This is a genomic window from Planotetraspora sp. GP83 (assembly GCF_041262585.1).
GTDB lineage: Bacteria > Actinomycetota > Actinomycetes > Streptosporangiales > Streptosporangiaceae > JAOEGB01.
On sequence record NZ_JBGCBZ010000002.1, the window covers coordinates 109,368 to 132,673 of the forward strand.

The window sequence follows — 23,306 nt, forward strand, 5'->3', positions numbered from 1 at the left end:
GCTCTCCTCAGAGGTAGCGCTCGTTGCCGCCACCGGCGGCGACCCGCTCCAGCTCGTGCAGGATCTTCTCCTCCACCAGCTCGGCGAGTGCGGAGACGGTACGGCTGATCAGCACGTCACGCGGGGTAAGGGTGACGTCGAACGCCGACTTGATCTTTGAAGTGATGAGCAGGGCCCGCAGAGAGTCCCCGCCGAGGTAGTAGATGTCGTCCTCGACTCCGACCTGGTCCGTCTCGAGCGCCTCGGCCCAGATCTGCGCCACCACGCGCTCGCTGTCGGTTCGGGGCGCCACGTAGCCGGTCCCACCTGGGGCGGGCCGCGCCGCGATCTCCACCCCGGCCTCCGACCCGAGCACCGCTGCGGCCTCCGCTCCGGCCTCCGGGACGGTGCGGGAGATGGTTTCGTGGGCGAAGGGTGCGGCCCCGTGTCCACTGCCGTTCCGCCCGGCGGGTACGGCAACGCGGTCGCCCTCTTCAGCGGACCCACCGAGGGTGCGGACGCGGCTTCGTTCGGCCTCGGTCATGGTGTCGACCCGGTCCAGTTGGCCGTCCGGTTCGTCGATGAACTGCCGCAGGACGTGCCGCAACTGGCCGGCCAGCCGCTCGACCGTCGCCACCTCGAACAGGCCGGGGTCGTAGCCGAAGTCCACCGCCAGCCGCGTGCCGGGGGTCACCGCCAGGCTGAGGGGGTAGTTGGTCGTCTCGACCGCGCTCAGCTCGCGCAGCCGAAGGCCGTGCTCCGCCGCGACCTCGTCGTCGATCGGGTAGTTCTCGAAGACCATGATGCTGTCGAACAGGTCGACCCCGCCGGGCAGCTGGCTCCAGGCCTGCAACTGGGTCAGCGATACGTGGTCGAACTTGCGCGAATGCGCCTGCGCGCACTGGAGTGCCCGCAGCCACTCGACCACGCTCGCCGGTCCCGCCACGTCGACCCGGACCGGCACCGTGTTGATGAAGATCCCGGTGATGGTGTCCGCGCCGGGGAGGTCGGCCGGGCGGCCGGACACCGTGGCACCGAAGCAGACGTCGCGCCGCCCGCTGGTCCGGGACAGCACCACGGCCCAAGCCCCCTGGAGGACCGTGTTCACCGTCAGCCGGTGCCGCCTGGCGAACTCCTGAAGCTCGCCGGACTCCGCCTCGCCGAGCCGTACGGACAGCCGGGCAGTGGAGACGCTCGCGTGCGACGGTCCGGGGGTGCGGTCGTAGCCCAGCGGCGTGGGCGCGGCGAACCCGGCCAGCAGTCCCCGCCAGTACCGCTCCGCCTCCCGCCGGTCGCGCCGGGCGAGCCACCGCAGATAGTCGCCGAAGGGCGGCCGGGCCACCGGCTCCGGAGAGCGCCCACCGGCCAGCGCCGCGTGGCAGGCGAAGACGTCGGAAAGGACCTGGAAGACGCTCCACCCGTCCAGCAGCAGGTGGTGGAACGTCCACACCACCTGGACCTCGGTGTCCGACAGCCGGGCCACCGTCAGCCGCGTCAACGGAGCCGCGCCCAGGTCAACGCCCTTGGCCCGGTCGGCGTCGAGAAGCCGCCGAAGCCGCTCCCGCCACTCCACCTCGGGAAGATCCGTCCAGTCGAGGCAGGTGAACGGCACCGCGGCGTGGCGGTTGACGACCTGGACGGGGGTCGAGACGCCCTCCCAGGCCACCCGTGACCGGAGCACAGCGGTCTGGTCGACCACGTGCTGCCAGGCGGCCCGCAGCACCTCGAGGTCGGCCACGCCGTCCAGCACGAACGTCAGCTGCTGCAGATAGAGACCCTGGTCGCCGTTGGACAGCCCGTGGTAGACCATGCCGGCCTGCATCGGCGTGAGGGGGTAGATGTCCTCCACCGACCGGCCGTCGCCCGCCAGCCGGTCCACGCCCGCCTGGTCGAGCCGCGCCAGCGGGAAGTCCGACGGCGTGCGGCCTCCGGCCTCCGGCCGCGCGCAGTGCTCGATGATCTCCCGCAGGGCGCCGATCATGTCCTCGGCCAGCCGCCTGACGGTGTGCTCGTGGTGCACCTCGTCCGAGTAGAACCAGGTGAACTCCAGCCTCTGGTCCCCGATCGCGCCGACCACGTCGAGCAGGTGTGGCCGCATCGCCTCCGGATCGTCGTCGGCGGACAGCCCCCCGGGAACGGCGTGGAAGAGTCCGCTTTCACCGACGGGCCAGTCGAACTGTCCCAGATAGTTGAAGCTGACCTGCGGCCGCCGGTCGGCTTCACCCTTTACGGCACCGCCGAGATAGCGCAGGGCCCCGTAGCCGAGACCACGGCGCGGCACCGCCCGCAGTTGCTCCTTGACCGACTTCAGCGTGGCGCCCCAGCCGGGAAGGCCGGGGTCGCCGGGGTCGCCGGGCAGGTCGAGGGCGACCGGGAAGATCGTGGTGAACCAGCCGACCGTGCGGGTCAGGTCCACGCCGTCGAGCAGGTCCTCACGGCCGTGGCCCTCCAGGTCGACCAGCACCCGCCGGCGTCCCGTCCACCGGCTCAGCACCTCGCCGAGCGCGGCGAGCAGGACATCGTTGACCTGAGTCCGGTAGACGCCGGGCACCTGTCGCAGCAGGCTCTCGGTCTCCTGGGCGCTGAGCCGCGCGGTGACCGAGCGGGTCGTCCGCACCGTGTTGGCGCCCCTGTCGGCTCCCCGGGCGTCGACCGGCACAGTGGGATCGCCGTCGTGGGTCACCGCCGTCCAGTGGTCACGCTCGTCGTCCAGGCAGCCGTCCGTGACGTACTCGGCCAGCCGGGTGGCCCACTCCTGGAACGACGTGGTCTTGGCTCCGAGATCGACCGCCTCCCCCCGGGTGGCCTGCCGGTAGGCGCGGCCGAGGTCCTCCAGCAGGATCCGCCAGGACACGCCGTCGACCACGAGATGGTGCACGACGAGGAGCAGAGCGGGCCGCCCCTCGGAGGCACGGTCGAGCGCACCGCCGGAGGCTTGGCCGGGCGTGCCGTCGAACAGGACGGCCTTCATCAGCGGACCGGTGGCGAGGTCGAAGCTCGCGTGGACCTCGCCGGCGATGGCCCGCATGGCAGCGGCCCGCTGCCCGGCGTCCATCCCGGACAGGTCGCGGCGCTCCAGCGACTCGCCGGCCTCGTCATCTGGACCGGCCGGAGGGGCGTTGTGCTGCCGCCACTCGCCGCCGGCCCGCTCGAACCGCATCCGGAGCGCGTCGTGCTGCGCGAGCACCGCGTCGAGGGCGCGCCGCAGCGCCCGCTCATCCGGTCGTACGGCCAGCTCGATGAGAACGGACTGGTCGAAGTGCTGGGGATGCTCGGGGTGGGTCTCGAAGAACCAGTGCTGGATCGGCGTCAGCGGCACGGCTCCGCTCACGACGCCCTGATCGGGGAGCCCGCCTACGGGCCGGTGAGCGGGCGCCGCCGCCTCGGTGAGGCGCGCGGCCAGGGACGCGACGGTCTGGTGCAGGAAGACGTCTCTGGACGTCAGGTCCAGCCCGTCCTGCCGGGCCCGGGACACCACCTGGATGCTCAGGATGGAGTCGCCGCCCAGCTCGAAGAAGTTGTCCGTTACGCCGACCCGGTCCACTCCCAGCACATCGGCCCAGATCCGCGCCAGCGCCCGCTCGGCCGGGGTGCGGGGCGCCACGTAGCCGGAGCCGCCCGCCGAGGTGACCGCCCGGCCGGACAACGGACGCACCTCGGACCTGTGGGGCGGCCTACGGATCTCGGCTCGGTGGCCGTCCTTCCGAATCGATGCAGCCGGGGACTCCCCCGGGTCGCCGGCCAGATCCGCCAGCGGGCGGTCCGGTGCGGCGGCGATCGCGGCGAGCAGCGTCTCCAACTGCCCGGCCATCCGCGTGATGGTGGCGGGTTCGAACAGATCGGTGTTGTATTCGAGCACCATCGTCATCGACTCGTCCCGGGGAGCGAACTCGACGACCAGCTCGAACCGGGCGGAGTGCCGGGGAAGGTCGTGCTCGGCGACCCGCAGGCCCCCCATCTCCGTCGGCCGGACCGTAGCGTTCTGGAGGACGACCAGCGCCTGCGCCAGCGGCGTCCTGCTGGGGTCGCGTTCCGGCTGGAGCTCGTCGACCAGCCGGTCGAACGGCACCTCGTCGTGGGCGAAGGCCTCCAGCACGGTCTCCCGGACCGCGGACAGGAAGTCCCCGAACCTCCGCGACTCGTCCACCTGGGAGCGCAGGACGACGGTGTTGATGAAGAACCCGACGAGATCCTCCAGCTCGGCCCGGTTGCGGCCGGAGGTGACGGTGCCGACCGCGACGTCCTCCTGGTCGCTGTACCGGGCCAGCAGCACCTGCACGGCGGCCACCAGGGTCATGAAGAGCGTGGCGCCGTATGCCTGCCCTACCTCGGTCAACGCGCCGACCAGGTCGGCCGGAAGGTCGTGGCGGTGCACCGCGCCGGCCGTGGAGAGAATGGCGGGCCGCGGCCGGTCGGTCGGCAGTTCGAGCGCCTGGCCGCCGGTCAGCTTGGCGCGCCAGTAATCCAGGTGTTCCTCAAGCGCCGGGCCTGCCAGCCGTTCGCGCTGCCACACGGCGAAGTCGGCGTACTGGATCGGCAGGGGCGGCAGCGCCACCGGAACGCCGCTCCGCGCGGCGGCGTACAACTGCGCCAGCTCGTCGACCAGGATGCCGACCGACCAGCCGTCGGTGACGATGTGGTGCTGGCTGAGCATGAGGACGTGGTCGTCCTCGTCGAGGCGCACCACGACCGCCCTGCTCAGTGGCCCTTTCCGCAGGTCGAATGGAGTGCGCAGCTCGTCCATCAGCACCCGCTCCACCCGCTGCTCGGCCGTGTCCGCCGAGGCCGTGTCCGCCGAGGCCGACGACAAGCCGGCCGCGGGCGAGCCGGATGCGGACAGATCGCGCGTGGCCGGATCAAACGTGTACAGGTCAGGCGTGGACAGATCGACCACGCGGAGGGGCAGCTCGCCGAGCGGCGCCACGATCTGCACCCCGTGTCCGTCCACGGTGCCGAACGTCGTGCGCAACGACTCGTGCCGGTCAACCAGCGATCTGAGCGCGGCGCCGAGCGCGCCGAGGTCCAGCGGGCCGGACAGCCGGAGCCCGACCCCGGTGTTGTATCCGGTCCCGCCGGAGGTCAGGTCGTCGAGGAACCACAACCGCCGCTGGGCCGCCGACAGCGGCAGCGCGCGATCGCGAGAGACCGGATGGATCCGTTCCGCGGGATCTGTACGGCCGGCCGCCCGCACCGCCTCGGCGAGCTGCGCCACGGTCGGCGCGTCGAACATCACACGGGCCGACAGCGCGACGCCACACGTCGCCCGGACGCGGGAGAGGGCGCGTGCGGCCTGGATCGAGTCGCCGCCGAGCGCGAAGAAGTCGTCGTCGATCCCCACGCGCGGCGCTCCGAGCACCTCGGCCCAAATGTCGGCGAGCGTCCGCTCCGTTTCGGTGCGCGGGGCGACATAGCCGTCGGACCCGGCACGGCCTTCCGGCGCGGGCAGCGCGCGGCGGTCCAGCTTGCCGTTGGGGCTCAGCGGCAGCGCGTCGAGCGTGACGAACGCCGCGGGCAGCATGAAGACGGGCAGCGAACCGGCCAGGAACGCGCGCAGCTCGCTGGGCGTGGCCGCGTGCCCGTTGGCCGGCACCACATAGGCGACCAGCCGTTTGTCGCCGGGCCGGTCCTCGCGGGTGGTCACGACGGCCGCGCCGATCTCCGGATGCCGCGTGAGCGCGGCTTCGATCTCGCCCAGCTCGATCCGGAAACCGCGGATCTTCACCTGGTCGTCCGCGCGGCCCGCGAACTCCAACTGGCCGTCGGCGTTCCACCGCACCAGGTCACCGGTGCGGTACATCCGCTCACCGGGCGCGCCGAACGGGTTGGCGACGAAGCGCTGCGCCGTCAGCCCCGGCCTGCGCAGATATCCGCGCGCCAGCCCCATCCCCGCCACGTACAGCTCACCGGCGACGCCCACCGGGACCGGCCGCAACGCCTCGTCGAGCACATGGACCCGGGTGTTCCAGATCGGCTCCCCGATCGGCGGCGTACGGCCGGGCACCAACGGCCGGCTCCACGTCGACACGACCGTCGACTCGGTCGGGCCGTACGAGTTGATCATCCTGCGCCCCGGCGCCCAGAGCTCGACCAGCTCGGCCGGGCACGCGTCGCCGCCCACGGTCACCATCCGGAACTCGGGCAGCTCGCGCGCCGCGTCCGCCGGCACGGTGGCCAGGGCCGCGGGCGGGATCAGCGCATGCGTCACCTTCCGTTCGGCGAGCACCTCGGCCAGCTGCTCACCGAGCAACGGACCCGGAGGCGGCACGACGAGCGCCGCCCCGACGGGCAGCGACATGCACAGCTCCAGCACCGAGGCGTCGAAACTCGGCGAGGAGAACTGCAACACCCGATCCCCAGCCCGCACCGCATATCGGTCCACCTCCGCCGCGGAGAAACTCGCCAGTCCCCGGTGCGAGACCACCACGCCCTTCGGCCTGCCGGTCGATCCCGAGGTGTAGATGACATATGCCGGGTGGGCGAGCAGCAACTCCGACGCGCGATCCGCGTCCGTCGGCGCGTGGCCGGGCATCGCCGCCAGCGCGTCCGCCGTGGCCGGTTCGCCGAGCGCCACGACGCCGGTGGCCTCCCTCACGGGCAGCCCAGCGGCCAGTTCAGGCGCCAGCTCAGCGGACGTGATGACCTGTACGGGCGCGGCGTCGGCCAGCATGAACGCGATCCGCTCCGGCGGATAGCCCGGGTCCACCGGCAGAAAGGCGGCACCGGCCTTCGCCACCGCCAGCTGCGCCACGACGATCTCCACCGATCGCGGCAGGGCGAGCGCCACGATGCGTTCCGGGCCGACCCCCCGCCGGATCAGCAGGTGCGCCAGCCGGTTCGCCCGGACCTCCAGCTCCGCGTAGGTCAGCGAGCCGCCTTCGAACAGCACCGCCGGCAGGTCCGGCGTCCGCGCCACCTGGTCCTCGAACAGTCGCGGCAAAGTCGCGGGCGCGACCTCGTGGCCGGTGTCGTTCCACTCAGGCGCCGGGAGCGTGCCGGGGGGCTCGGTCAACATCAGCTTTCACACCTTTCCGACGCGGTTCGCCGCGGAAACGGCTGGAGGACGAACCGGGAAACAGGCACATGCGGGTACGGCTCTGCGATCGGCCGTCAGGGGACGCTCGCCATGACGTTCACCGGATCGCTCACCGGATCGCTCACCGGGACACTCACCGGGACACTCAGCGGGACATGGCGGGGACGTACGGGCGCCGGCGCGCCAGGCGGCCGTTGACCTGGATCCCGTTGATCTCGCCGGTGACCGGGTCGCGCTGGAATCGCCCGCCGGGCAGGCGCTGGCCCGAGGAGTGCTCCATCAGCGAGAAGGTCAGGCCGTCCGCACTGGCCAGCACCATGAAATCCGACCCGTCCACGGCGAGGGAGAAGCACCCGTCCGAGCCGGTCACGACGAACTCGGAGTCGCCGTTGGCGTACACCCCGACGCAGTCGGGCGGCGCCATGGCGGGCGGCGCGGCGGCGGTCGGCGACCCATCGCCGGGGATCGGGATGCCGGCGTCGGCGAGCTGGGCGCCGAGCTCCCGCCAGAGGCCGATCCCGGTGCTGGTGTTGGTGGTGAGGGCGACGATCCACCCGTCGACCGGATCGACGCGCAGGTAGCAGGAGGTGCCGTCCGCGTTGCCGTCATGGCCGATCCACTCGGTGGCGTCGTCCCGGAACACGGCGAACCCGAGGCCCCAGCCGTCGGCGAGCCCGAAGGGGTTGGCCGCCGGGACGGGCCGTCGCATCTGTACGGCAAGGCCGGGCGGGAGCAGCCCCGGCACACCCGGCGGCACGTGGGTCCGCCCGAGAGCCACGAGGTCCATGGCACTCACGGCCAGCGCCCCGGCCGGAGCCTCCGGCGGCGCGAGCGACTGCTGGACGGGCTGTGTCCTGCCGAGGGCGAGGTTGACCGAGTGGCCGGTGGCGATCGGACGGCCGGACGGCCGGCCCACGGTCGGGCAGATGAAGGACGGCGCGATCCCAAGGGGGCGAAGCAGGATCGACGACATGGCCTCTGTCCAGCTCATGCCGGTGATCACCTCGACCAGCCGGCCGGCGATGACATAGCCCATGTTCGAGTAGGAGAAGCCGGCGCCCGGCGGGAGCACGAGGTTCTGCCGCCCGCAGTGGTCGGTGATGTAGCGGCGCGGCGAGCTGGTGGCCACCTCGGTGGAGTCCGGCCCGCAGGCGAACCCGGCGGTGTGGCTGAGCAGGTGGCGGAGGGTGAGCCGGTGGCCCAGCTCCCCGAGCTCGGGCAGGTGCCCGCCCAGCGGCTCGTCGATCTCCAGGTCGCCGTCCGCGACGAGGGTCATCGCCAGAGTGGCGGTGAAGGACTTGGTCACCGACCCGATGGGGAAGGCGGTGTCGCGGGTGACCGGACGGCCGCCGCCATGCTCGATCTCGCCCACCTCGATCGCCACGGTCTCGTGGTCATGCTGGATGACGAGCTGTGCGCCGCAGACCTGGTGGTCCCGGGCCAGGGCGGCGAGCTGGGCGTTGAGGAAGGTCGGGACGTGGGGCCGGTTCAGGAGTTCGATCACTGGAAACCTCCATGACGTGCCTACGGTGGCTCGCCCGCATGCCTGCCGCGGGCACGAGAACAGACGCATCGGAATGAGGAGGACACGGGATGTTCCTGGGGCCGGGAAGATGCTGCTCGCCGTGCTCCAGCCGGGCCTCGCCCTTGGGTGCCCTTGGGTAACCCTCGGTATGTGACTTTCGGGGATGACTCTCGGGATTGGTCGTCAGCGGTTCTCTTCTGGCGGAAAGCCGGGGGTCGGCCTTCCGGCACCGCGAGGTGCAATCCAAGACTTACAAGGGCAAGCCATAACAACTAGTGACAGTAATCAGCAAGAAGCGTGAATACGTCAGGGATTGGATATGCGTTTCTCACATATAAGGGGGGCACGCCCGAACCCCCCCGACCGCCAAACTCGCCGTGATCATGCACAGTTTCCCGGGAAGCTCGGGGACGTGGGAGTTCCCGGATCGTGATCATGCATCGATTCCGCCGCACGCGGCCTGATCAGTGCCGACACCGTTTGCGATCATGCAGTGTCCGTCCATCGGGGCGAACCCTCGTCATGCATGATCACGCCGCACAAAACGCCAGGGTGGAGGGTGCGTGCGGGAACATGCGCATGATCACGCCACACAAAGCGCCAGGGAGCACGGCGCGTGCGGGAACATGCGCATGATCACGCGGCAAGGTTGGGGCGGAAGGGGCCTACACCTTCTGCCCTGACTTTTCTGCCTAACTTGACCGGCGCTCTATCAGGTCGCGGGGGCCGGCTCGGAATCCGCCTCGGCCTGGCTCATCCGCCGCAGCAGGTCCAGCCGATCGAGGCCGCCCAGGACCTGGTCGGAGGGCAGGCCGAAGTCGATGAGACAGGCGACCTCGTCCACACCGATCTCCTGGAGCCGGCGCACTCGGCTCAGACACGTGTCCAGGCCGCCCAGCAGTCCGCCGCCATCGACATAGCGGTCGAAGGCCCGCGCCACGACGATGTCCACGGCCCGCTCATGGTCGTTTTCCCGCGAGAGCGGATGAGCGGTGTCCACCTGCGATCTCGCCAGATCGAGCGAGCTGCGCAGGTAGGCCGACAGCGGCGCCCGGACCTGCTCTCTCACCGCCGCGTCATCGTCTCCGACGAAGGCGTGCACCATGACGACCACGTGACCGGCTCTCCCGCGCGCACCCGGCCGCCCCTGGTCCCCGGCCTGCTCGGGCTCGCCGTACTGCTCCCGCTCCTCGGCCTGCTCGGCGGCCTGCCGGTAGACCGCTATCTTGGCGGCGAGCTGGTCCATGTCCTGGCCGAGCAGGTGGGTCAGCAGACCGAACCCGGCCTCTCCAGCGGCGCGGAAGGTCTCCGGATCGCCGCCGCTGGTGATCCAGACCGGCAGCTCGGGCTGAACAGGCCGGGGGTAGACGCGTACCCGGATCTTGTCGCCGAGACCGTCGACGACGTCGAGGTGTTCGCCGCGCCACAGCGACCGTACCGTCCGGATCTGGTCGAGAAGGGCGGCCTTGCGGTCGGGGTAAGCCTCCGGAGCGAAACAGAAGTCGGCCACGTTCCAGCCCGAGGCGAACGACACGCCGACCCGGCCCCGGGAGAGGTTGTCGACGACAGCCCACTCCTCGGCGATGCGGAGCGGATGATGCAGGGGCGCCACCACGCTGCCCGCCCTGATGTGCACCCGCTCGGTGACAGTGGCGAGCGCGGCGCCGACCACGGCCGGATTGGGATAGAGGCCGCCGAAGGAGTGGAAGTGCCGTTCGGGTGTCCAGACCGCGCGGAAGCCGTGCCGGTCGGCGAAGCGGGCGCCTTCGAGCAGCAGTGCGTAACGATCCCCGGCCGGCTCCGCTTCGCTGTCGTCGGCGAAGTAGAAGAGGCTGAAGTCCATCCGGCCACCTGTCCGTATGTGTTTTCGGGCGCGACCCCGCCTGGCAACTCCCGGTGCGTCATCAGCGAGTATCGGCTCCTCCCCCGTGCGCCACGGAGGACGGAACGGGCGCTCATCGGGCATACCCGATCCACCCTGCCCGAAAGCAGGTCGCGCCAGCGTCAGCGGTCAGGGATCGTGGAATCGCCGCCTGCCCGGGGCACGCACCTAACAGCGGAGAAACGGGTGAAGATGCACGACGTGGACACCGCCGGCCACAGCGATCCCGAGGCGTTGGTACGCCGGAGGCTGGCCGAGCGGATCGGCGACGAGGTGGCGTACGGCATCGGGGTCGACGAGCCCTTCCTCGCGGTCGGCGTGGACTCCATGGACCTGATGCACGTCGTCGCCCAGCTCGAACAGGACGCGGACGTGAAACAGGTCGCCGAGGCCGAGCTGTGGGCCGTGGCCAGCTCCATCGCCTCCCTCGTCGCGTACATAACCCGCGAGAGTGCCGGCGACAACGAGGGCGACACCGAAAGCGACGGCGAGGACGCCCAGCGCGTACACCTGGGACCGGGGGGACACGTATGACGGGGCCCTCCGACGCGGACGGGCGTTTGCTGCTGGGCCGTGCGGCGTTCTTCGACAGGCTGCGGAGCTGGGCCGTCGAACGCCCCACCGCCGACGCGGTCATCGCGGCGGACGGCACGGCCCTGCCGTACGGTGAACTGGTCGCGGCGGTCGCGGCGACCGGCGCGCACCTGCGCGACAACGGGGCGCGGCCCGGCGAGCCGGTCGCGATCCCCACCGGCAACAGTGTCGCGTCGATCGTCACCATCCTGGCCGCCGCCGCGCTGGGCGCCGTCCCGCTGCTGTTCGACGCCGGGGCCACCGAGCAGGAGCGAAGCCAGCTCATGCGGCTGGCCGAGGCGCAGACGTGCGTCCCGCCGGTCGTCGCCCGCGAACCGGCGGCCTGGCCCGAGCTGCCCGCCCAGCCGGGGTCGGAGGAGCTCGCTCTGGTCACCTCCGGCACGAACGGCCTGCCGAAGGTGGTCGGGAAGCACTGGGCCGCCGTGGTGGACAACTCGGTCCGTTTCGCCGAGGTGGCCGGTTACAGTGACGCCGACCGGATCCTCTGCACCACGCCGCTCCATCACGCCTTCGCCTTCGGAGTGGTCCTGGTCCCGGCGCTCTACACGGGCGCCACGATCGTGCTCGCACCGCATCCGCCTCTGCCGTCCGCGCTGATGTCGCTGCTCGCGGAGACCCGCGCCACCGTCGTGCAGTCCGTGCCGTTCCTGTACGGCGCGGCGCTCGAAACCATGCCGTCGCACGGGCTGCCGGATCTGCGGCTGTGCGTGTCCGCCGGGGAACCGCTGCGGCCGGCCGTACGCTCCACTTGGCTGGAGGCGACGGGCGCGAGGCTGCGCGACCAGTACGGAGCCACCGAACTGGGCCAGATCGGCTTCGCCGTTCCCGACGCCCCGGATGACGCCTGCCGGTTGGTGCCGGGCGTCCAGGCCCGGACGAGGGTCGACGGTGAGTGGTCGGCGACCGAGGGCGAGCTGTTCGTCCGGGTGCCGGGACCGCCGAGCCGCTACCTCGGACAGGACGAGCTCACGGAGCGGTCCTACGTCGACGGATGGTTCCGGACCGGCGACTGGGGGACGGTGGACGGCTCCGGCCGGATCGTCGTCACCGGGCGGGTCAACCGGCGCGTCGTGGTGGGAGGCCGCAAGGTCGACCCCGCCGAGGTGGAGAACGCGGTGCGGTCGATGCCGGGCGTCCGGGACTGCGTCGCCGTCGTCGGGGAGGACGCCGGATATGTGGCGTTCGTCGTGGCCGAGCCGGACGTGACGGAGCTCGGCCTGCGCAGGCATCTGGCCGCCCTGCTGTCGCCGTACAAGATCCCCAGGCGTCTTCACCTGGTGCGGGCGCTGCCGAGGACGACGACGGGAAAGATCCGCATGGCTCCGTTGTGGCAGGACCTGACGGACGGAAGCGCCACCTGACCGCTACCCGCGCCGCCCCGCCCAGAGCCTTCAGCGTGACTGGTGCGCCGCGTCCTTGAGCGTGACCGGCTCGCCGGCGAGAAGCGGCCGCAGCGGCGCCCGGGCCTTGAGGAGCATCTCCTCATACTCGGCGACCGGATCGGAGTCGAGCACGATGGCGCCCCCGGCCCCCACGGTGAGGTGGCCGTCGCCGCTCACCGCCGTGCGGATCACGATGTTCAGATCGCATGCGCCGCTGAGCGCGAAATAGCCCAGCGTCCCCGAGTAGACACCCCGGGCGGCCCCTTCGAGCCTGTCGATGATCTCCATGGTCCGGACCTTCGGCGCGCCCGTCATCGAACCGCCCGGGAAGCAGTGCCGGGTGGCGGTCAGCGCGTCGACGTCGTCGCGCAGCCGTCCCCGCACGGTGGACACGAGCTGGTGCATGGTGGTGTACGACTCCACCGCCATGAAGCGGGGCACCTCCACCGTCCCGACCTCGCAGACCTGGCCCAGATCGTTGCGGAGCAGGTCCACGATCATCATGTTCTCGGCGCGCGTCTTCGGGTCTTTCGCCAGTTCGTCGCGGATGACCCGGTCGAAATCCGGATCCGGATGCCTGGGCGCCGTTCCTTTGATCGGTTTCGACTCCACCACCCGGTCGCGGGTGACCCGCAGGAAGCGCTCCGGCGAGGAACACGCCACCCCGTGCCCGTCCCACTGCAGGAAGGCGGCGTACGGCGCGGCGTTCAGCAGGCGCTGCCGCGAATAGAACGCGAACAGATCCCCCGTGTACGGCAGGCGGACCGAGTTCGTCAGGCAGATCTCGTAGCTCTCGCCCTCCCGCAGCAGGCGCCGGCATTCGGCGATGTCGGCCAGATAGTCCTCGCGCGGGCGGGTCAGCAACTGCTCGACATCCGTCAGAAGTTCCTCTGGCGCGGCGGGCGGCCCGATCGTGGCATCGGCCGGCGTGTCCGGGCCGGGCAGGCCGGCGGCGACCCGGTCGGCCCACCGGTCGGCCGCCGCGACGTCCTCGGGATCGGGGGCGGCCAGCGCCACCACGTACGTCCGGCCCTCCAGGTGGTCGACCGCGACGAACCGCGTGGCGGAGATCCACACGGCGTCCGGCAGGGCGGAGCGGTGCGCGGCCACACCGGTCGACTCCGCCTTCATCTCATAGCCCAGGTATCCGACATATCCGCCGTCGAGATCGAACGGGAGGCCACCGTCGTCCACGAGTGCCCGCTCACGCAGGCGCGCGGCGAGAACGTCGTAGATCGAGCCGGGGAGCTGCGAGGTCGTCCCGTCGGCGCGTACCGACTGGACCCGGCGGCTGCCGACCCGGTATCGCAGCGTCTCGCCGTGGGGGCCGCCCCCGTCTCCGACGAAGGAGAACCTCGACAGGCCGCGTTCGACCCGGCTGCTGTCCAGCCAGAAGGCCGACGGGCTGCCTGAGAACCACCGGCGGAAGAGCCATTCGGGATCCACCTCGGAGTCGACGGTCCGCACCCGGAGCCGCCACCCGCCGTCCCGCCGGCGGGACCCCTGGGCGGATGTCGCGGCCGCCTCCCGCGGTGGTGGTGGTAAGGGCGTGGCCAGAACGGCCCGGCTCCGGCGTGCCAGCCCGGCGAAGTTCTCGACCAGCCGCGCGCCGTGCTGGGTGCCGACCGATTCGGGATGGAACTGCACCCCCCACCACGGCCGGGTGCGGTGCCGCAGCGCCATGACCACACCGTCCTCGGTCCACGCGGTGGTCGCGAGGTCGGGCACGCCCTCCGGCTTCACGCACAGCGAGTGATAGCGCACCGCCGCGAAATCCTGCGGGAGCCCGGCGAACAGGTCCGTCCCGTCGTGCCGGATGCGATCCACGTACCCGTGGCGCGGCTGCGGAGCGGGCCCGACCCACGCGCCGGCCAGCCAGCCGATGGCCTGGTGCCCGAGGCAGACACCCAGCACGGGCAGGGTCGTGGTGCGTAACAGGTCGACGGTCAGTCCCAGGTCCTGCGGCGCCTGGGGCCTGCCGGGGCCGGGCGACACCACGATCGCGTCGTAGTCCGCCGGGTCGACGGCCCGCAACTCGGTGGCGTCGTTCCGCACCACGGTGGGCAGCCGTCCGTATACCCGGGCCATGAGCTGGGCCAGGTTGTACGTGTACGAGTCGTAGTTGTCGATGAGCAGCACTCGCACGACGCCTCCAGGCTCGGTCTGCACACGGGCACGGACGGGCCGACGCGACGGTCGGCCGGAATGATGGCGTCGCCCCCAATGGATCCGTGAAGGGATCGGCGTGACGCCGGCCCGAGAAACGATCTCGCCTCGGCGCGGCGCTGTCGCCGAGTCTACGGCTCTCCCGCACGGCGGCTATCGCGATAGGGAGGGGGCGGTTCGACTATGCCTTTCGGGCGCACTTCGGCGCTTGGCCGCCGAGCCGGCGCGCCTGAATACTCCTTGCGTCGGGCAGTGACGGTTACCGAATGGAGCGTGTAATGGCGCGGAGTCCCCGGTGGGGTCTGTCCGGCCCGCCGCAGGAGACGCATCGTCACTGGGCCGAGGAGCAGGAGGTGATCGGCCCCGGCTTACAGGCGGTCATGCTCTGGTCCCAGTTCTGTGTGGCCGAGGCGCACGGCGCGGTCCTGTCCGATCTCGACGGCAACGAGGTGCTGGACCTGCAGGGCGCCGGTGGGGTCAACTCCATCGGACACGCCGAACCGACCCTCGTCGCCGCGATGACCGAGCAGTTGCGGACCTGGACCGCGGGCGCCTTCGGGTCGCGGGCACGCCTCGACATGGCCCAGGTGCTGCGCGACTTCCTGCCCGAGGGGCTGGACCGGATCCAGCTCTACAGCGGCGGCAGCGAGTCGGTCGAGGCCGCGCTGCGCCTGGCGAAGTCCGCCACCGGCAAGTACGAGGTGCTGTCGTTCTGGGGCGGCTTCCACGGAAAGACCCTGGGCAGCCTGGCCATGACCGCGGGAGCGCGGAAGGACCTGGGGCCGCTGCCGGGCGGGTTCATGAGCGCGCCGTACGCCAACTGCTACCGGTGTCCGTTCAAGCTCCGCCATCCGGGGTGCGGGTTCGCCTGCGTCGATCACGCCAGGGAGGTCGTCAAGCAGCAGTCCACCGGGGCGCTCGCCGCGATCGTCGTCGAACCGGTGCAGGGACGGTCGGGCAATGTCGTGCCGCCGCCCGGATACCTGACCGCCCTGGCCTCGCTCGCCGACGAGTTCGACGCGCTGCTCATCGTGGACGAGATGATGACGGGCTTCGGCCGCACCGGCGCGCCGTTCGCGTTCCAGCATGACGGGGTCGAGCCGGACATCGTCACGGTCGGCAAGGGAATGGGCGCGGGCTACCCGGTGACCGGGGTCATCGCCTCCGCCGAGACCATGGCCTCGGGCCCGTTCAGCGAACCCAGTGCCAGCTCGTCCAGCTTCGGCGCCTTCCCCATGGCCTGCCGGGCCGTCGCGACGACGGTCTCGGTGATCGAGCGCGACGGCCTCGTGGAGCGGGCCGAACGGCTCGGCAAGGACCTGCTCGCCGCGCTCGCGCCGCTGGCCGAGGAGGCCCCCCTGGTGGGTGATGTGCGAGGCGCCGGTCTCGCGATCGGCATCGAGCTCGTCGAGGACAAGGAGAGCCGGCAACCGGTCTCCACGGCGGTGGTCCGGCAGGCGTTCATGGCGCTGCTGGAAGCCGGCGTGCTGGTGATGACCGGCGGCAACACGCTGCGCCTGTATCCGCCGCTGAACATCGAGGAGACGCAGGCCCACGAGGCCGTCGAGATCATCCGGCGCACCCTCGCCGCGCTGCCCGGCCCATCGGCCGGTGCGGAGCAGACCGCCGGCGGCCGGTTGTGAGAGTCGCCATCGTCGGCTTCGGAGTCGCCGGAGCCGCCCGCCTGACCGCCTACCGGCAGGTGCCGCAGGCCGAGGTGGTGGCCGTCGTCGACCCGTCGGCCGAGCGTCGCGCCCAGGCCTCCGCGCTGGACCCCCGGCTGCGCACACTGCCCACCCTCGCGGACGCGCTCGACGGGGCCGCACTCGCTGCGGTCGATGTGGTCGACATCTGCGCACCACCGGCATTCCACGCACCCCTCGCGGAACAGGCGATGTCGGCCGGCTGCCACGTGCTGTGCGAGAAGCCGGTGGGCCTGGACGTCCGCGAGACCGAGCGCATGGTGGGCTGCTCACGCCGCACCGGACGGCTGCTCTATCCCGTGTACAACTACGTCTACTCCCCGATGATGAAGGTGCTCACCCAGGCCGCCGACGGCTGGCTCGACCGGCCGCTCAAGGCTCGCTTCGAGATCCGGCGCACCACCCACGCCGTCGGGACGCCCGGATGGCAGCCCGACTGGCGGCGCGACCGCGGCGTGGCCGGCGGCGGCATCCTGCTCGACCACGGCACCCACTGCGTCTACATGGCCACCCGGCTTCTGGGAGGCCAGCCCGAGCAGGTGGCCTGCACCACCGGGCCCGGCCCGGCCACCGCCTCCTCCGACGACGACGACGGCCGGAGCGTCGAGGAGTCCGTCTCCGCCCGGCTCGACTTCGCCGGCGGCACCTGTGAGATCGAGCTGAGCTGGGCCTGCGACGAGCGCCGCAACCGCTACTCGGTCGTCGGGGGCAACGGTTCCGTGCTCATCGACGACGACACCTTCGTCGTGGAGACCGCCGCCGGCGTCGAGCGGGGGACCTTGCGCTCGCCCACGGCCAGCGGCACGCACGAGGAGTGGTTCCCGGAGCTTTTCGCCGACTTCATCCGGCACGTCGAACAGCCCGGCCGGTGGTCGGACCCGCTTGACCAGATTCTGTCGACCGCCCGGATCATCGAGGCCGCCTACACTTCGGCGGCCGATGCGGGCCGGCCGCTGAGGATGCGGTGACCGCCACGCCGGTACGGCTGAGCACGGTGGTCATGCACCATCCGGCTCGGGCCGCGTTGCTCGACACCCTGCTGTCGTCCTGTGCTCGCCTGGCCCCGCGTGTGGTGCTCGACCCCCGGCCCGGCGACTTCCCCAGTCCGCTGCGCACGGCCAAGGTCGCGTGGGCGGCCGTGGGCGAGGACGCCACCCACCATCTGGTGCTCCAGGACGATGTACGGCTGGCCGACGAGTTCGCCGCGCAACTACTGGAAGTGCTGGCTCGGCGCCCGGACCGGGCACTGACGCTCTACACCAGTTGGCACACAGGGCAGAACTCCTACCTGGTCCGCCTGGCTACCGTCCTTGGAGCGCCCCTGGCTCCGCTCTCCGCCCGCGAGTGGACACCCACGCTCGGCCTGGTGCTCCCAGCGGCACAGGCTCGTGAACTCGCCGCGTTCCTCGCCGAGTTCCCCGATGAGGTCCGCGATGACGACTGGCTGGTGCTGACCTTCCTGCGGCGCTTCGGCCGCCCGGTGCTCGCCACGGTCCCGCATCTGGTCGACCACACCGAGAGCGGAACGTTGGCCGGGCACCCCGGCCGGTTCCACGCCACGCTCTTCCAAGGCGACCGGCCGGTGCCGCGGACCCACTGGACGTCGGCGGCCGAGCTGGAACACGCGCTCACCGAACGGGCCGCCCTGCGTGGGCCACGTGCCTTCACGGTCGAGCTGACCGGCTCACGGTGCCTGCTGCGGCTGCTCAGCCCTGACCGGGGCGAGCCCGTGGAGCACACCTTCGGCTGGTACTGGCACGACTGGTGTCATCTGGTCGGCGCCGACCCCGACCGGATCGCCGACGCTTTCGACCGGCACCGCCGTACGGCCGGCGACCCGCCGGCGGGTGAGATGTGGCCGGCGGTCGAGGTGTGGGCCGCGGGCTACCTGCTCGGCGCCGACGCGGCCGCCGTGGCCAGAGGGCTGCCGAAGCACGACCCGCCCGATTCGAGCACAGGCGACACGAGAACAAACGACACGAGCACGGGCGACGGCAACACGGGCGACACGAGCACAGGCGACGCGAGCAGAGCCGGCTTTGTCCGCCGGGCCCTGGTCACCTGGATCCGGAGCGGCATGCGCGACAGCGACCTGGCCCGGCTCGGCGACGCCGGCCTGCGGGCGTTGACCGAGGTCGGCGTCGCGGCGGTGGCTGCCGGAGCCCGGGACCCACTGGAGCGGGTCGAATGAGCCACGCGAACGCCACGAAGAGCACGACCACGGAGAACACGACCACGGAAAGCACCACGCTGGGCAGCCCTCCGGACACCCCTACGAACAGCCGCCCCCCGAACAGCCCCCGTCCGAACAGCCCCCGTCCGAACAGCCCTCTGAGCGGCGCCGGGGAGCCCGTCGCGGACTCGGTGACGGCCGCCCGTGCGGTGGGTGTCACGCGGCGCATGGTGGAGTTGCTGGCGTGGCGGGAGGCGTCGGCGGCGTTCCTGCCGACGCCGCCGGTGCCCGCGCCGACGACGTTCGGTGGGCCCGACCCGGGCGTCGCGGTCCGGCTGCTCGCCTGTCCCTGGTGCTCCGACGTGGACACGGAAGTGGACATGGACGCCGCCCCGCCGCCGGCCGGCGCCCTCCGGCTGGTCCCGGCCTGGGAGGCCGACCCGGCGCTCCCCGTGCTCACGCTGCTCAGTTGCGAGTCACTGGAGCCCCGCGCGCTGCTGCCGATCGTGCTGGCGACACGCGCCTGCGCGGGCCCGGTCACCGCCACGTTCACGACCCGGGCCGCCTGGCGCGCCGCGCGGCTCGGCCACGGCCGCGCCCCCGACGACGGCGATCCACGTGAAGATCTCAGCAAGGATCTCAGCAAAGACCCCAGTGAGCTCGCGCGACTGCTCTGGCGCCTCAACGCGGCCGAGAGCTGGCTCAACCCCCTGCTGAAGTCGGCCACACCGGACGATCCGCCGCGAGCGTTCGTGCGACTCCTCACGGTGGCCGGCGAGCCGCTGGCCGTACCGGCGGCGACCCGGCCGCGCATCGACCTGGACGGCGAGGGAACGCGGGCGCCCGCTCGCGAGAGGCTCCGGCCGCGGTTCCTCGGCCCGCACGCCACCGGACCGGCGCTGGACGAGCTCGACGCGGCCTACCGTTCGACCCGGGACCGGGTCGCGGCCGCCTTGCTGGAGGGAAGTCCCGCAGGGACGTCACACCGTACATAAAGGCACGTGGAAGGCGCGCTTGGCAGGCGACGGGCGGGAAGGAGGGCCTGCCCGACGCCGGCGAACCGGCGCGCTCAGCCCTGCGCTCGCGGCGACTCCAGCCCAGGCGCGTCGCGCAACGATTCGACGAGCGTGACGATCCGGTCGACCGTGAGGAAGTTCTCAAGCATCAGCACATCGTCTGGCACCGTGATGCCGAATCGTTCCTCCAGGGCCATCAGCAGCACCACCGACTGGAACGAGGTGATGCCCCGCTCGCTGAGGTCCTGCGAGCCGTCGTCGCCCGGCTCGACCTGAAGAGACTCCCGGAGCAAAGCGATGACCCCTTCTCTGACACCGTCGCCCACGGTCCGCTCCCTTCCGACTTCCTTCAATGGCTGCCACGCTAAGCGGAGCGCTTCCAGGGGATCAAGGCGATCCCGGATAGCCCTTCGGGCATAGCCGGGCGGTCGAATCATCGACCGCCCGCGTGGATCTTTGGCCGGTTCGGGCGGACTCGCCATGCTGCCTGTGGTGGGTGCAGACCATGCAGACCATTGGGTGCAGACCATATGAACAGGCTCATGTAGCGACGCCGAGCGTACGGACGACCGACAAGGAGTGGCCAATGCCGACTTCCGCCCATGGTGGGTCATGACCGTCCTGCATGCCGTCGCCGGCTACCTCCCGCCCGGCCGGAAGTCCATCGAGACGATCGCCGAACGGATGAAGCTGCCCCCGGACAAGGTCAAGATGTTCCGCCGGTTCTACGGCTTCCGCGAGGTGTGTTACGAACCCGAAGGCACCCTGGTCGAGCTGCTGCTCGCCGCCGCGTCCGCGCTCGACGTGCTGCCCGGCCTGCGGCATCGGGTGCGTTACCTCATTTACGCCCGCGGCGTGGCGGAGGTCGCGCCGTACCCGATGAATCCCCTCCAGCGGGTCCGCGAGCTGCTGGGCCTTGAGCACGCCCAGGCGTTCGCCCTGGCCGCGCACGGCTGTGCCACCGGGCTGCAGGCGGTCGACGCCGCCGGCAAGCTCCTCGCCTCGGATGACGACCCCGACGCTCTCGCGCTCATCCTCGCCGGCGAAAAGATCTTCAGCCATCGGATGCAGGTGATCAGCGACATCACGTTCATGGGTGAGGGGTCGGCGGCGGTCCTCGTCGGCCGGAGCGGCGAGCGTGACCGGATGGTGTCGTACGCCAGCCAGACCTATGGGCGATTCGCCTCATTCTGGAAAAGCACCCCCGGTTCGTTCAGCAATTACAAGGAGGCGTATCCGGCGGCGCTGGCCGAGGTCATCACCACGGCCGCGGAGCGCGCCGGGCTGACCCTCGACGACGTGGCCGTCATCCTGCCGCACGGGGTGAACACCATGTCGTGGCACCGGTTGTGCGTGCAGATCGGATATCCCGCCAAACGGGTCGTCCTCGACAACGTCGCCGTCGCCGGGCACAGCTCCTGCGCCGATCCGTTCATCAATTACTGCACGGCGATCGACGATGGCAGGATTCGCCCGGGTGACGCCTACATGATGGTGGCCGCCGGATTGAGCGGGACGTTCTCGGCGATGGTTTTCCGTCACTGAACGTACCGGACTCCGCGATGCATTTCCGTCGCTGAACGCACCGAATGGAGAAACCGCCGTGTACGTAACTCCGCCGCCGGAGGGCTCGCCGGCCGAGCCGCCCGGAGCTCCGAGCACCCTGCCGTTACGCCTCGGCTCCTGCCGGCACGTCCTGTTGCCGCCGGGAGAGTGGGAGGCGTCGGAGGACGACCGGCGGACCGTCACACGGCACTACGACGAGATGCTGGCTCTCTACGGCGTGAACCTCCCGTTCACCGAGCTGGCCGGCGATCACCGCAACACCTACGCCGACCTCGGGGCCGCCGTCATCCAGCCGGACACGGATGGCGCCGACATGCTCATGCTCGCCTACTCGACGCCGGACTACGACGCCCGCCGATCGGCCACCTCCGAGCTGGTTGGACTGCTGGGCGACAGGCCCCTGCCGTACCTGGTCTCCGATGAGGGAACCGTCGCGCCGTTCACCGCGCTGAGGCTCGCCGGCGCGCACGCGCGGTGGGACGCGACGGAGCGAGTCCTGCTGCTGATCATGGATCAGGCCGGAACACGTCCGGTGAGTCCCGTGCCGCCGTCGGCCGTCGTCGATCAGGACTCCGTGGTGGCGCTGACGCTGGTCAGGTCGGCGGCCCCGGCGGGTATGCGGGTGCGCCAAGCCACCGGAATCGTGGAGGCGCACGTGCCGGCCGCTCTCGCCGCGGCCGTCAAGGAGCTGCTTCCCAGCGCCGCGCCGTACTCACTTGTCCTCGGCGCGGGGCTGGCCGGACTGCCGGCCCCCGCCGAAGCCGGAGAGGTGCTCCGCGCCCGCCCGGGGCTGGGCTGCACCGGCGCGTGGGCGACGCTGGCCGAGCACGCGACCCGGCTGCTCGACGGTGGGCGCCCGGTGGTGCTCGCGGAGTACGACCCCGAGTACGAGTTCCTCGCCCTGGCCGTCCTGGCTGGCTCATGATGGTGGCCAAGACCACGGAGAGCCACCCGCCGGCGGCCCCCATCTCCCGCCAGATCCTCCGGCAGGCGGGCCCGATGACGATCGGCGAGCTGGCCGGCGTCGTCGCCCCGATCATCATGGTGTCGATGCTCGGACGGGCCGTCGGCGACCACGCCCTGATCGTCCGCTCGCTCTACTGGCCGCTGGAGCTCGTCTACATCGCGATCCAGTTCGCCTACGGCACCAGCAGCCAGGTCGGCGCGGCGATCAGCTTCGGCGCCGGCCGCAAGAACGAGGTCGGGACGCAGGCCGTGGGCCTGGCCGTGCTGTGGGCGGCGATGGCGACGATCATGGCGGTGGCGCTCTGGGTCGCCGCGCCGTACCTGGCGGACGTGCTGCACGTCGGGCCCGGGGCGCGCGATGACTTCCTGGCGCTGGTGCGCTGGTCGGGGATCTGCCATCCGGCGCTGGCGATACCGGTCCTCACCGCGGCGAGCCTGCGCGGCGCGGGCCACCCGAAGGCGGGCACGGCGGTGAGCACGACCGGCGCGGTGCTGGAGCTGGGCATCGTGGCGGTGTTCGGCGTGGGCGGCGGCCTGGGCGCCAACGCCATTCCCGTCGCGTTCGCGCTCGGCGGCGCGATCAGCGGCGCGCTCGGCCTGTTCCTGATGCGCCGCGCCGGTCTGTGGCCCGGCTCCGATCTCGAACTCCGCAAGCACGTGCGCCAGGCCCTCCGCCGGCTCACCTCGGTGGGCCTGCCGGTCGGCCTGTCGTACGGCATCCTCTCGGTCAGCAACTTCGTGCTGCTGATCATGCTGGGGCCGCTCGGGCCGCTCGTGCAGACCGGGTACGCGAACGCGCTCACCCTGCAGACGTTCGTCACGGTGCCCGGTGTCGTGCTCGGCTCCGCGACGGCGATCCTGATGAACCGGCAGCGTGGAGCCGGCCGGGAATCCGAGCTGGGCCACACGTTCCTGTCCGGTCTGAGGATCTGCGCGATGGTCTACGTGCCGCTGGTCGCGGCCATGTGGCTGGGCCGCGACTGGCTCGCCGGGCTCAGCACGACCGATCCCGGCATCCAGGCGGAGACCGCCCGGTTCCTGACCATCGTCGGGCCCACGTACGTCTTCCTGGGGCTCTCGTTGCTGACCCTGATCGCCATCGAGCAGACCGGCATGGGGGCCCTGGCCACCACGCTCAACCTCATCTACTTCACCACCATCACCGCCCTCGGTGGCTGGCTCGCCCGTTCGGAGCACAGCTCGACGGGCCTTTACTGGACAGTGGCGGTGCTCAACTCGATCGCGTTGCTGATCGACATCTACATCGCCCTGCTCATCCGGCACCGTGCCCGGAAGGCGCTGGACGCCACGCCCGCATGAC

Annotated in this window: 14 protein-coding genes; 9 read left to right on the plus strand and 5 right to left on the minus strand. The window is 71.4% G+C overall.

The annotated features are described in order from the left end of the window. Positions 1–7 precede the first annotated feature (7 nt). The 3 genes from ABH927_RS03225 to ABH927_RS03235 all read right to left on the minus strand — a co-directional run bounded on the left by ABH927_RS03225 (position 8) and on the right by ABH927_RS03235 (position 10,380). Positions 8–6,991, minus strand: coding sequence for an amino acid adenylation domain-containing protein (locus tag ABH927_RS03225; RefSeq protein WP_370017922.1), 6,984 nt, complete (start codon positions 6,989–6,991; stop codon positions 8–10). A gap of 166 nt (positions 6,992–7,157) precedes the next feature. Beyond that, the gene (locus tag ABH927_RS03230) at positions 7,158–8,516 is read right to left on the minus strand and encodes a serine hydrolase domain-containing protein (RefSeq protein ID WP_370017923.1); all 1,359 of its coding nucleotides are present in this window, start codon (positions 8,514–8,516) and stop codon (positions 7,158–7,160) included. A gap of 733 nt (positions 8,517–9,249) precedes the next feature. Further along, positions 9,250–10,380 carry a MupA/Atu3671 family FMN-dependent luciferase-like monooxygenase gene (locus ABH927_RS03235; protein ID WP_370017924.1) on the minus strand — a complete coding sequence of 377 codons (1,131 nt, stop codon included), beginning with the start codon at positions 10,378–10,380 and terminating at the stop codon, positions 9,250–9,252. A gap of 231 nt (positions 10,381–10,611) precedes the next feature. Here ABH927_RS03235 and ABH927_RS03240 point away from each other — a divergent pair, with 231 nt between their 5' ends. Then, positions 10,612–10,953 carry an acyl carrier protein gene (locus ABH927_RS03240; RefSeq protein ID WP_370018385.1) on the plus strand — a complete coding sequence of 114 codons (342 nt, stop codon included), beginning with the start codon at positions 10,612–10,614 and terminating at the stop codon, positions 10,951–10,953. Next, positions 10,950–12,374: a class I adenylate-forming enzyme family protein gene (locus ABH927_RS03245; protein WP_370017925.1), complete on the plus strand. Its 1,425-nt coding sequence runs from the start codon at positions 10,950–10,952 to the stop codon at positions 12,372–12,374. Before ABH927_RS03240 ends, ABH927_RS03245 begins: the two co-directional genes overlap by 4 nt. A gap of 30 nt (positions 12,375–12,404) precedes the next feature. Here ABH927_RS03245 and pabB read toward each other — a convergent pair whose 3' ends face one another. Continuing rightward, complete coding sequence (gene pabB / locus ABH927_RS03250; protein WP_370017926.1) at positions 12,405–14,540, minus strand: aminodeoxychorismate synthase component I; 2,136 nt, start codon at positions 14,538–14,540, stop codon at positions 12,405–12,407. A gap of 299 nt (positions 14,541–14,839) precedes the next feature. Between pabB and ABH927_RS03255 the strand changes: the two genes are divergently transcribed. The 4 genes from ABH927_RS03255 to ABH927_RS03270 are packed head-to-tail and all read left to right on the plus strand — an operon-like array spanning position 14,840 to position 19,432. Further along, positions 14,840–16,204 (plus strand): aspartate aminotransferase family protein, encoded by a 1,365-nt coding sequence (locus ABH927_RS03255; protein WP_370017927.1) that lies wholly within the window; start codon positions 14,840–14,842, stop codon positions 16,202–16,204. After that, positions 16,201–17,232, plus strand: coding sequence for a Gfo/Idh/MocA family protein (locus ABH927_RS03260; RefSeq protein ID WP_370017928.1), 1,032 nt, complete (start codon positions 16,201–16,203; stop codon positions 17,230–17,232). The genes ABH927_RS03255 and ABH927_RS03260 overlap by 4 nt, the downstream gene beginning before the upstream one ends. Next, positions 17,229–18,455: a hypothetical protein gene (locus tag ABH927_RS03265; protein WP_370017929.1), complete on the plus strand. Its 1,227-nt coding sequence runs from the start codon at positions 17,229–17,231 to the stop codon at positions 18,453–18,455. Before ABH927_RS03260 ends, ABH927_RS03265 begins: the two co-directional genes overlap by 4 nt. Beyond that, a complete protein-coding gene (locus ABH927_RS03270; RefSeq protein ID WP_370017930.1) occupies positions 18,452–19,432 on the plus strand; it encodes a hypothetical protein in 981 nt (326 codons plus the stop codon). The genes ABH927_RS03265 and ABH927_RS03270 overlap by 4 nt, the downstream gene beginning before the upstream one ends. Positions 19,433–19,506: 74 nt before the next feature. Here ABH927_RS03270 and ABH927_RS03275 read toward each other — a convergent pair whose 3' ends face one another. After that, positions 19,507–19,779, minus strand: coding sequence for a phosphopantetheine-binding protein (locus ABH927_RS03275; protein ID WP_370017931.1), 273 nt, complete (start codon positions 19,777–19,779; stop codon positions 19,507–19,509). A gap of 286 nt (positions 19,780–20,065) precedes the next feature. Between ABH927_RS03275 and ABH927_RS03280 the strand changes: the two genes are divergently transcribed. The 3 genes from ABH927_RS03280 to ABH927_RS03290 are packed head-to-tail and all read left to right on the plus strand — an operon-like array spanning position 20,066 to position 23,305. Next, positions 20,066–20,998: a 3-oxoacyl-[acyl-carrier-protein] synthase III C-terminal domain-containing protein gene (locus ABH927_RS03280; protein ID WP_370017932.1), complete on the plus strand. Its 933-nt coding sequence runs from the start codon at positions 20,066–20,068 to the stop codon at positions 20,996–20,998. A gap of 58 nt (positions 20,999–21,056) precedes the next feature. After that, positions 21,057–21,944, plus strand: a complete 888-nt coding sequence (locus ABH927_RS03285; RefSeq protein WP_370017933.1) for a hypothetical protein — start codon at positions 21,057–21,059, stop codon at positions 21,942–21,944. Continuing rightward, positions 21,941–23,305 (plus strand): MATE family efflux transporter, encoded by a 1,365-nt coding sequence (locus tag ABH927_RS03290; protein ID WP_370017934.1) that lies wholly within the window; start codon positions 21,941–21,943, stop codon positions 23,303–23,305. Before ABH927_RS03285 ends, ABH927_RS03290 begins: the two co-directional genes overlap by 4 nt. Position 23,306: the final 1 nt, after the last annotated feature.

Bases quoted from the DNA above. Each gene is read 5' to 3' on its own strand.
- ABH927_RS03225 (WP_370017922.1), bottom strand. From the start codon at position 6,991: ATGTTGACCGAGCCCCCCGGCACGCTCCCGGCGCCTGAGTGGAACGAC.
- ABH927_RS03235 (WP_370017924.1), bottom strand. From the start codon at position 10,380: ATGGACTTCAGCCTCTTCTACTTCGCCGACGACAGCGAAGCGGAGCCG.
- ABH927_RS03240 (WP_370018385.1), top strand. From the start codon at position 10,612: ATGCACGACGTGGACACCGCCGGCCACAGCGATCCCGAGGCGTTGGTA.
- ABH927_RS03245 (WP_370017925.1), top strand. From the start codon at position 10,950: ATGACGGGGCCCTCCGACGCGGACGGGCGTTTGCTGCTGGGCCGTGCG.
- ABH927_RS03255 (WP_370017927.1), top strand. From the start codon at position 14,840: ATGGCGCGGAGTCCCCGGTGGGGTCTGTCCGGCCCGCCGCAGGAGACG.
- ABH927_RS03270 (WP_370017930.1), top strand. From the start codon at position 18,452: ATGAGCCACGCGAACGCCACGAAGAGCACGACCACGGAGAACACGACC.
- ABH927_RS03280 (WP_370017932.1), top strand. From the start codon at position 20,066: ATGACCGTCCTGCATGCCGTCGCCGGCTACCTCCCGCCCGGCCGGAAG.
- ABH927_RS03290 (WP_370017934.1), top strand. From the start codon at position 21,941: ATGATGGTGGCCAAGACCACGGAGAGCCACCCGCCGGCGGCCCCCATC.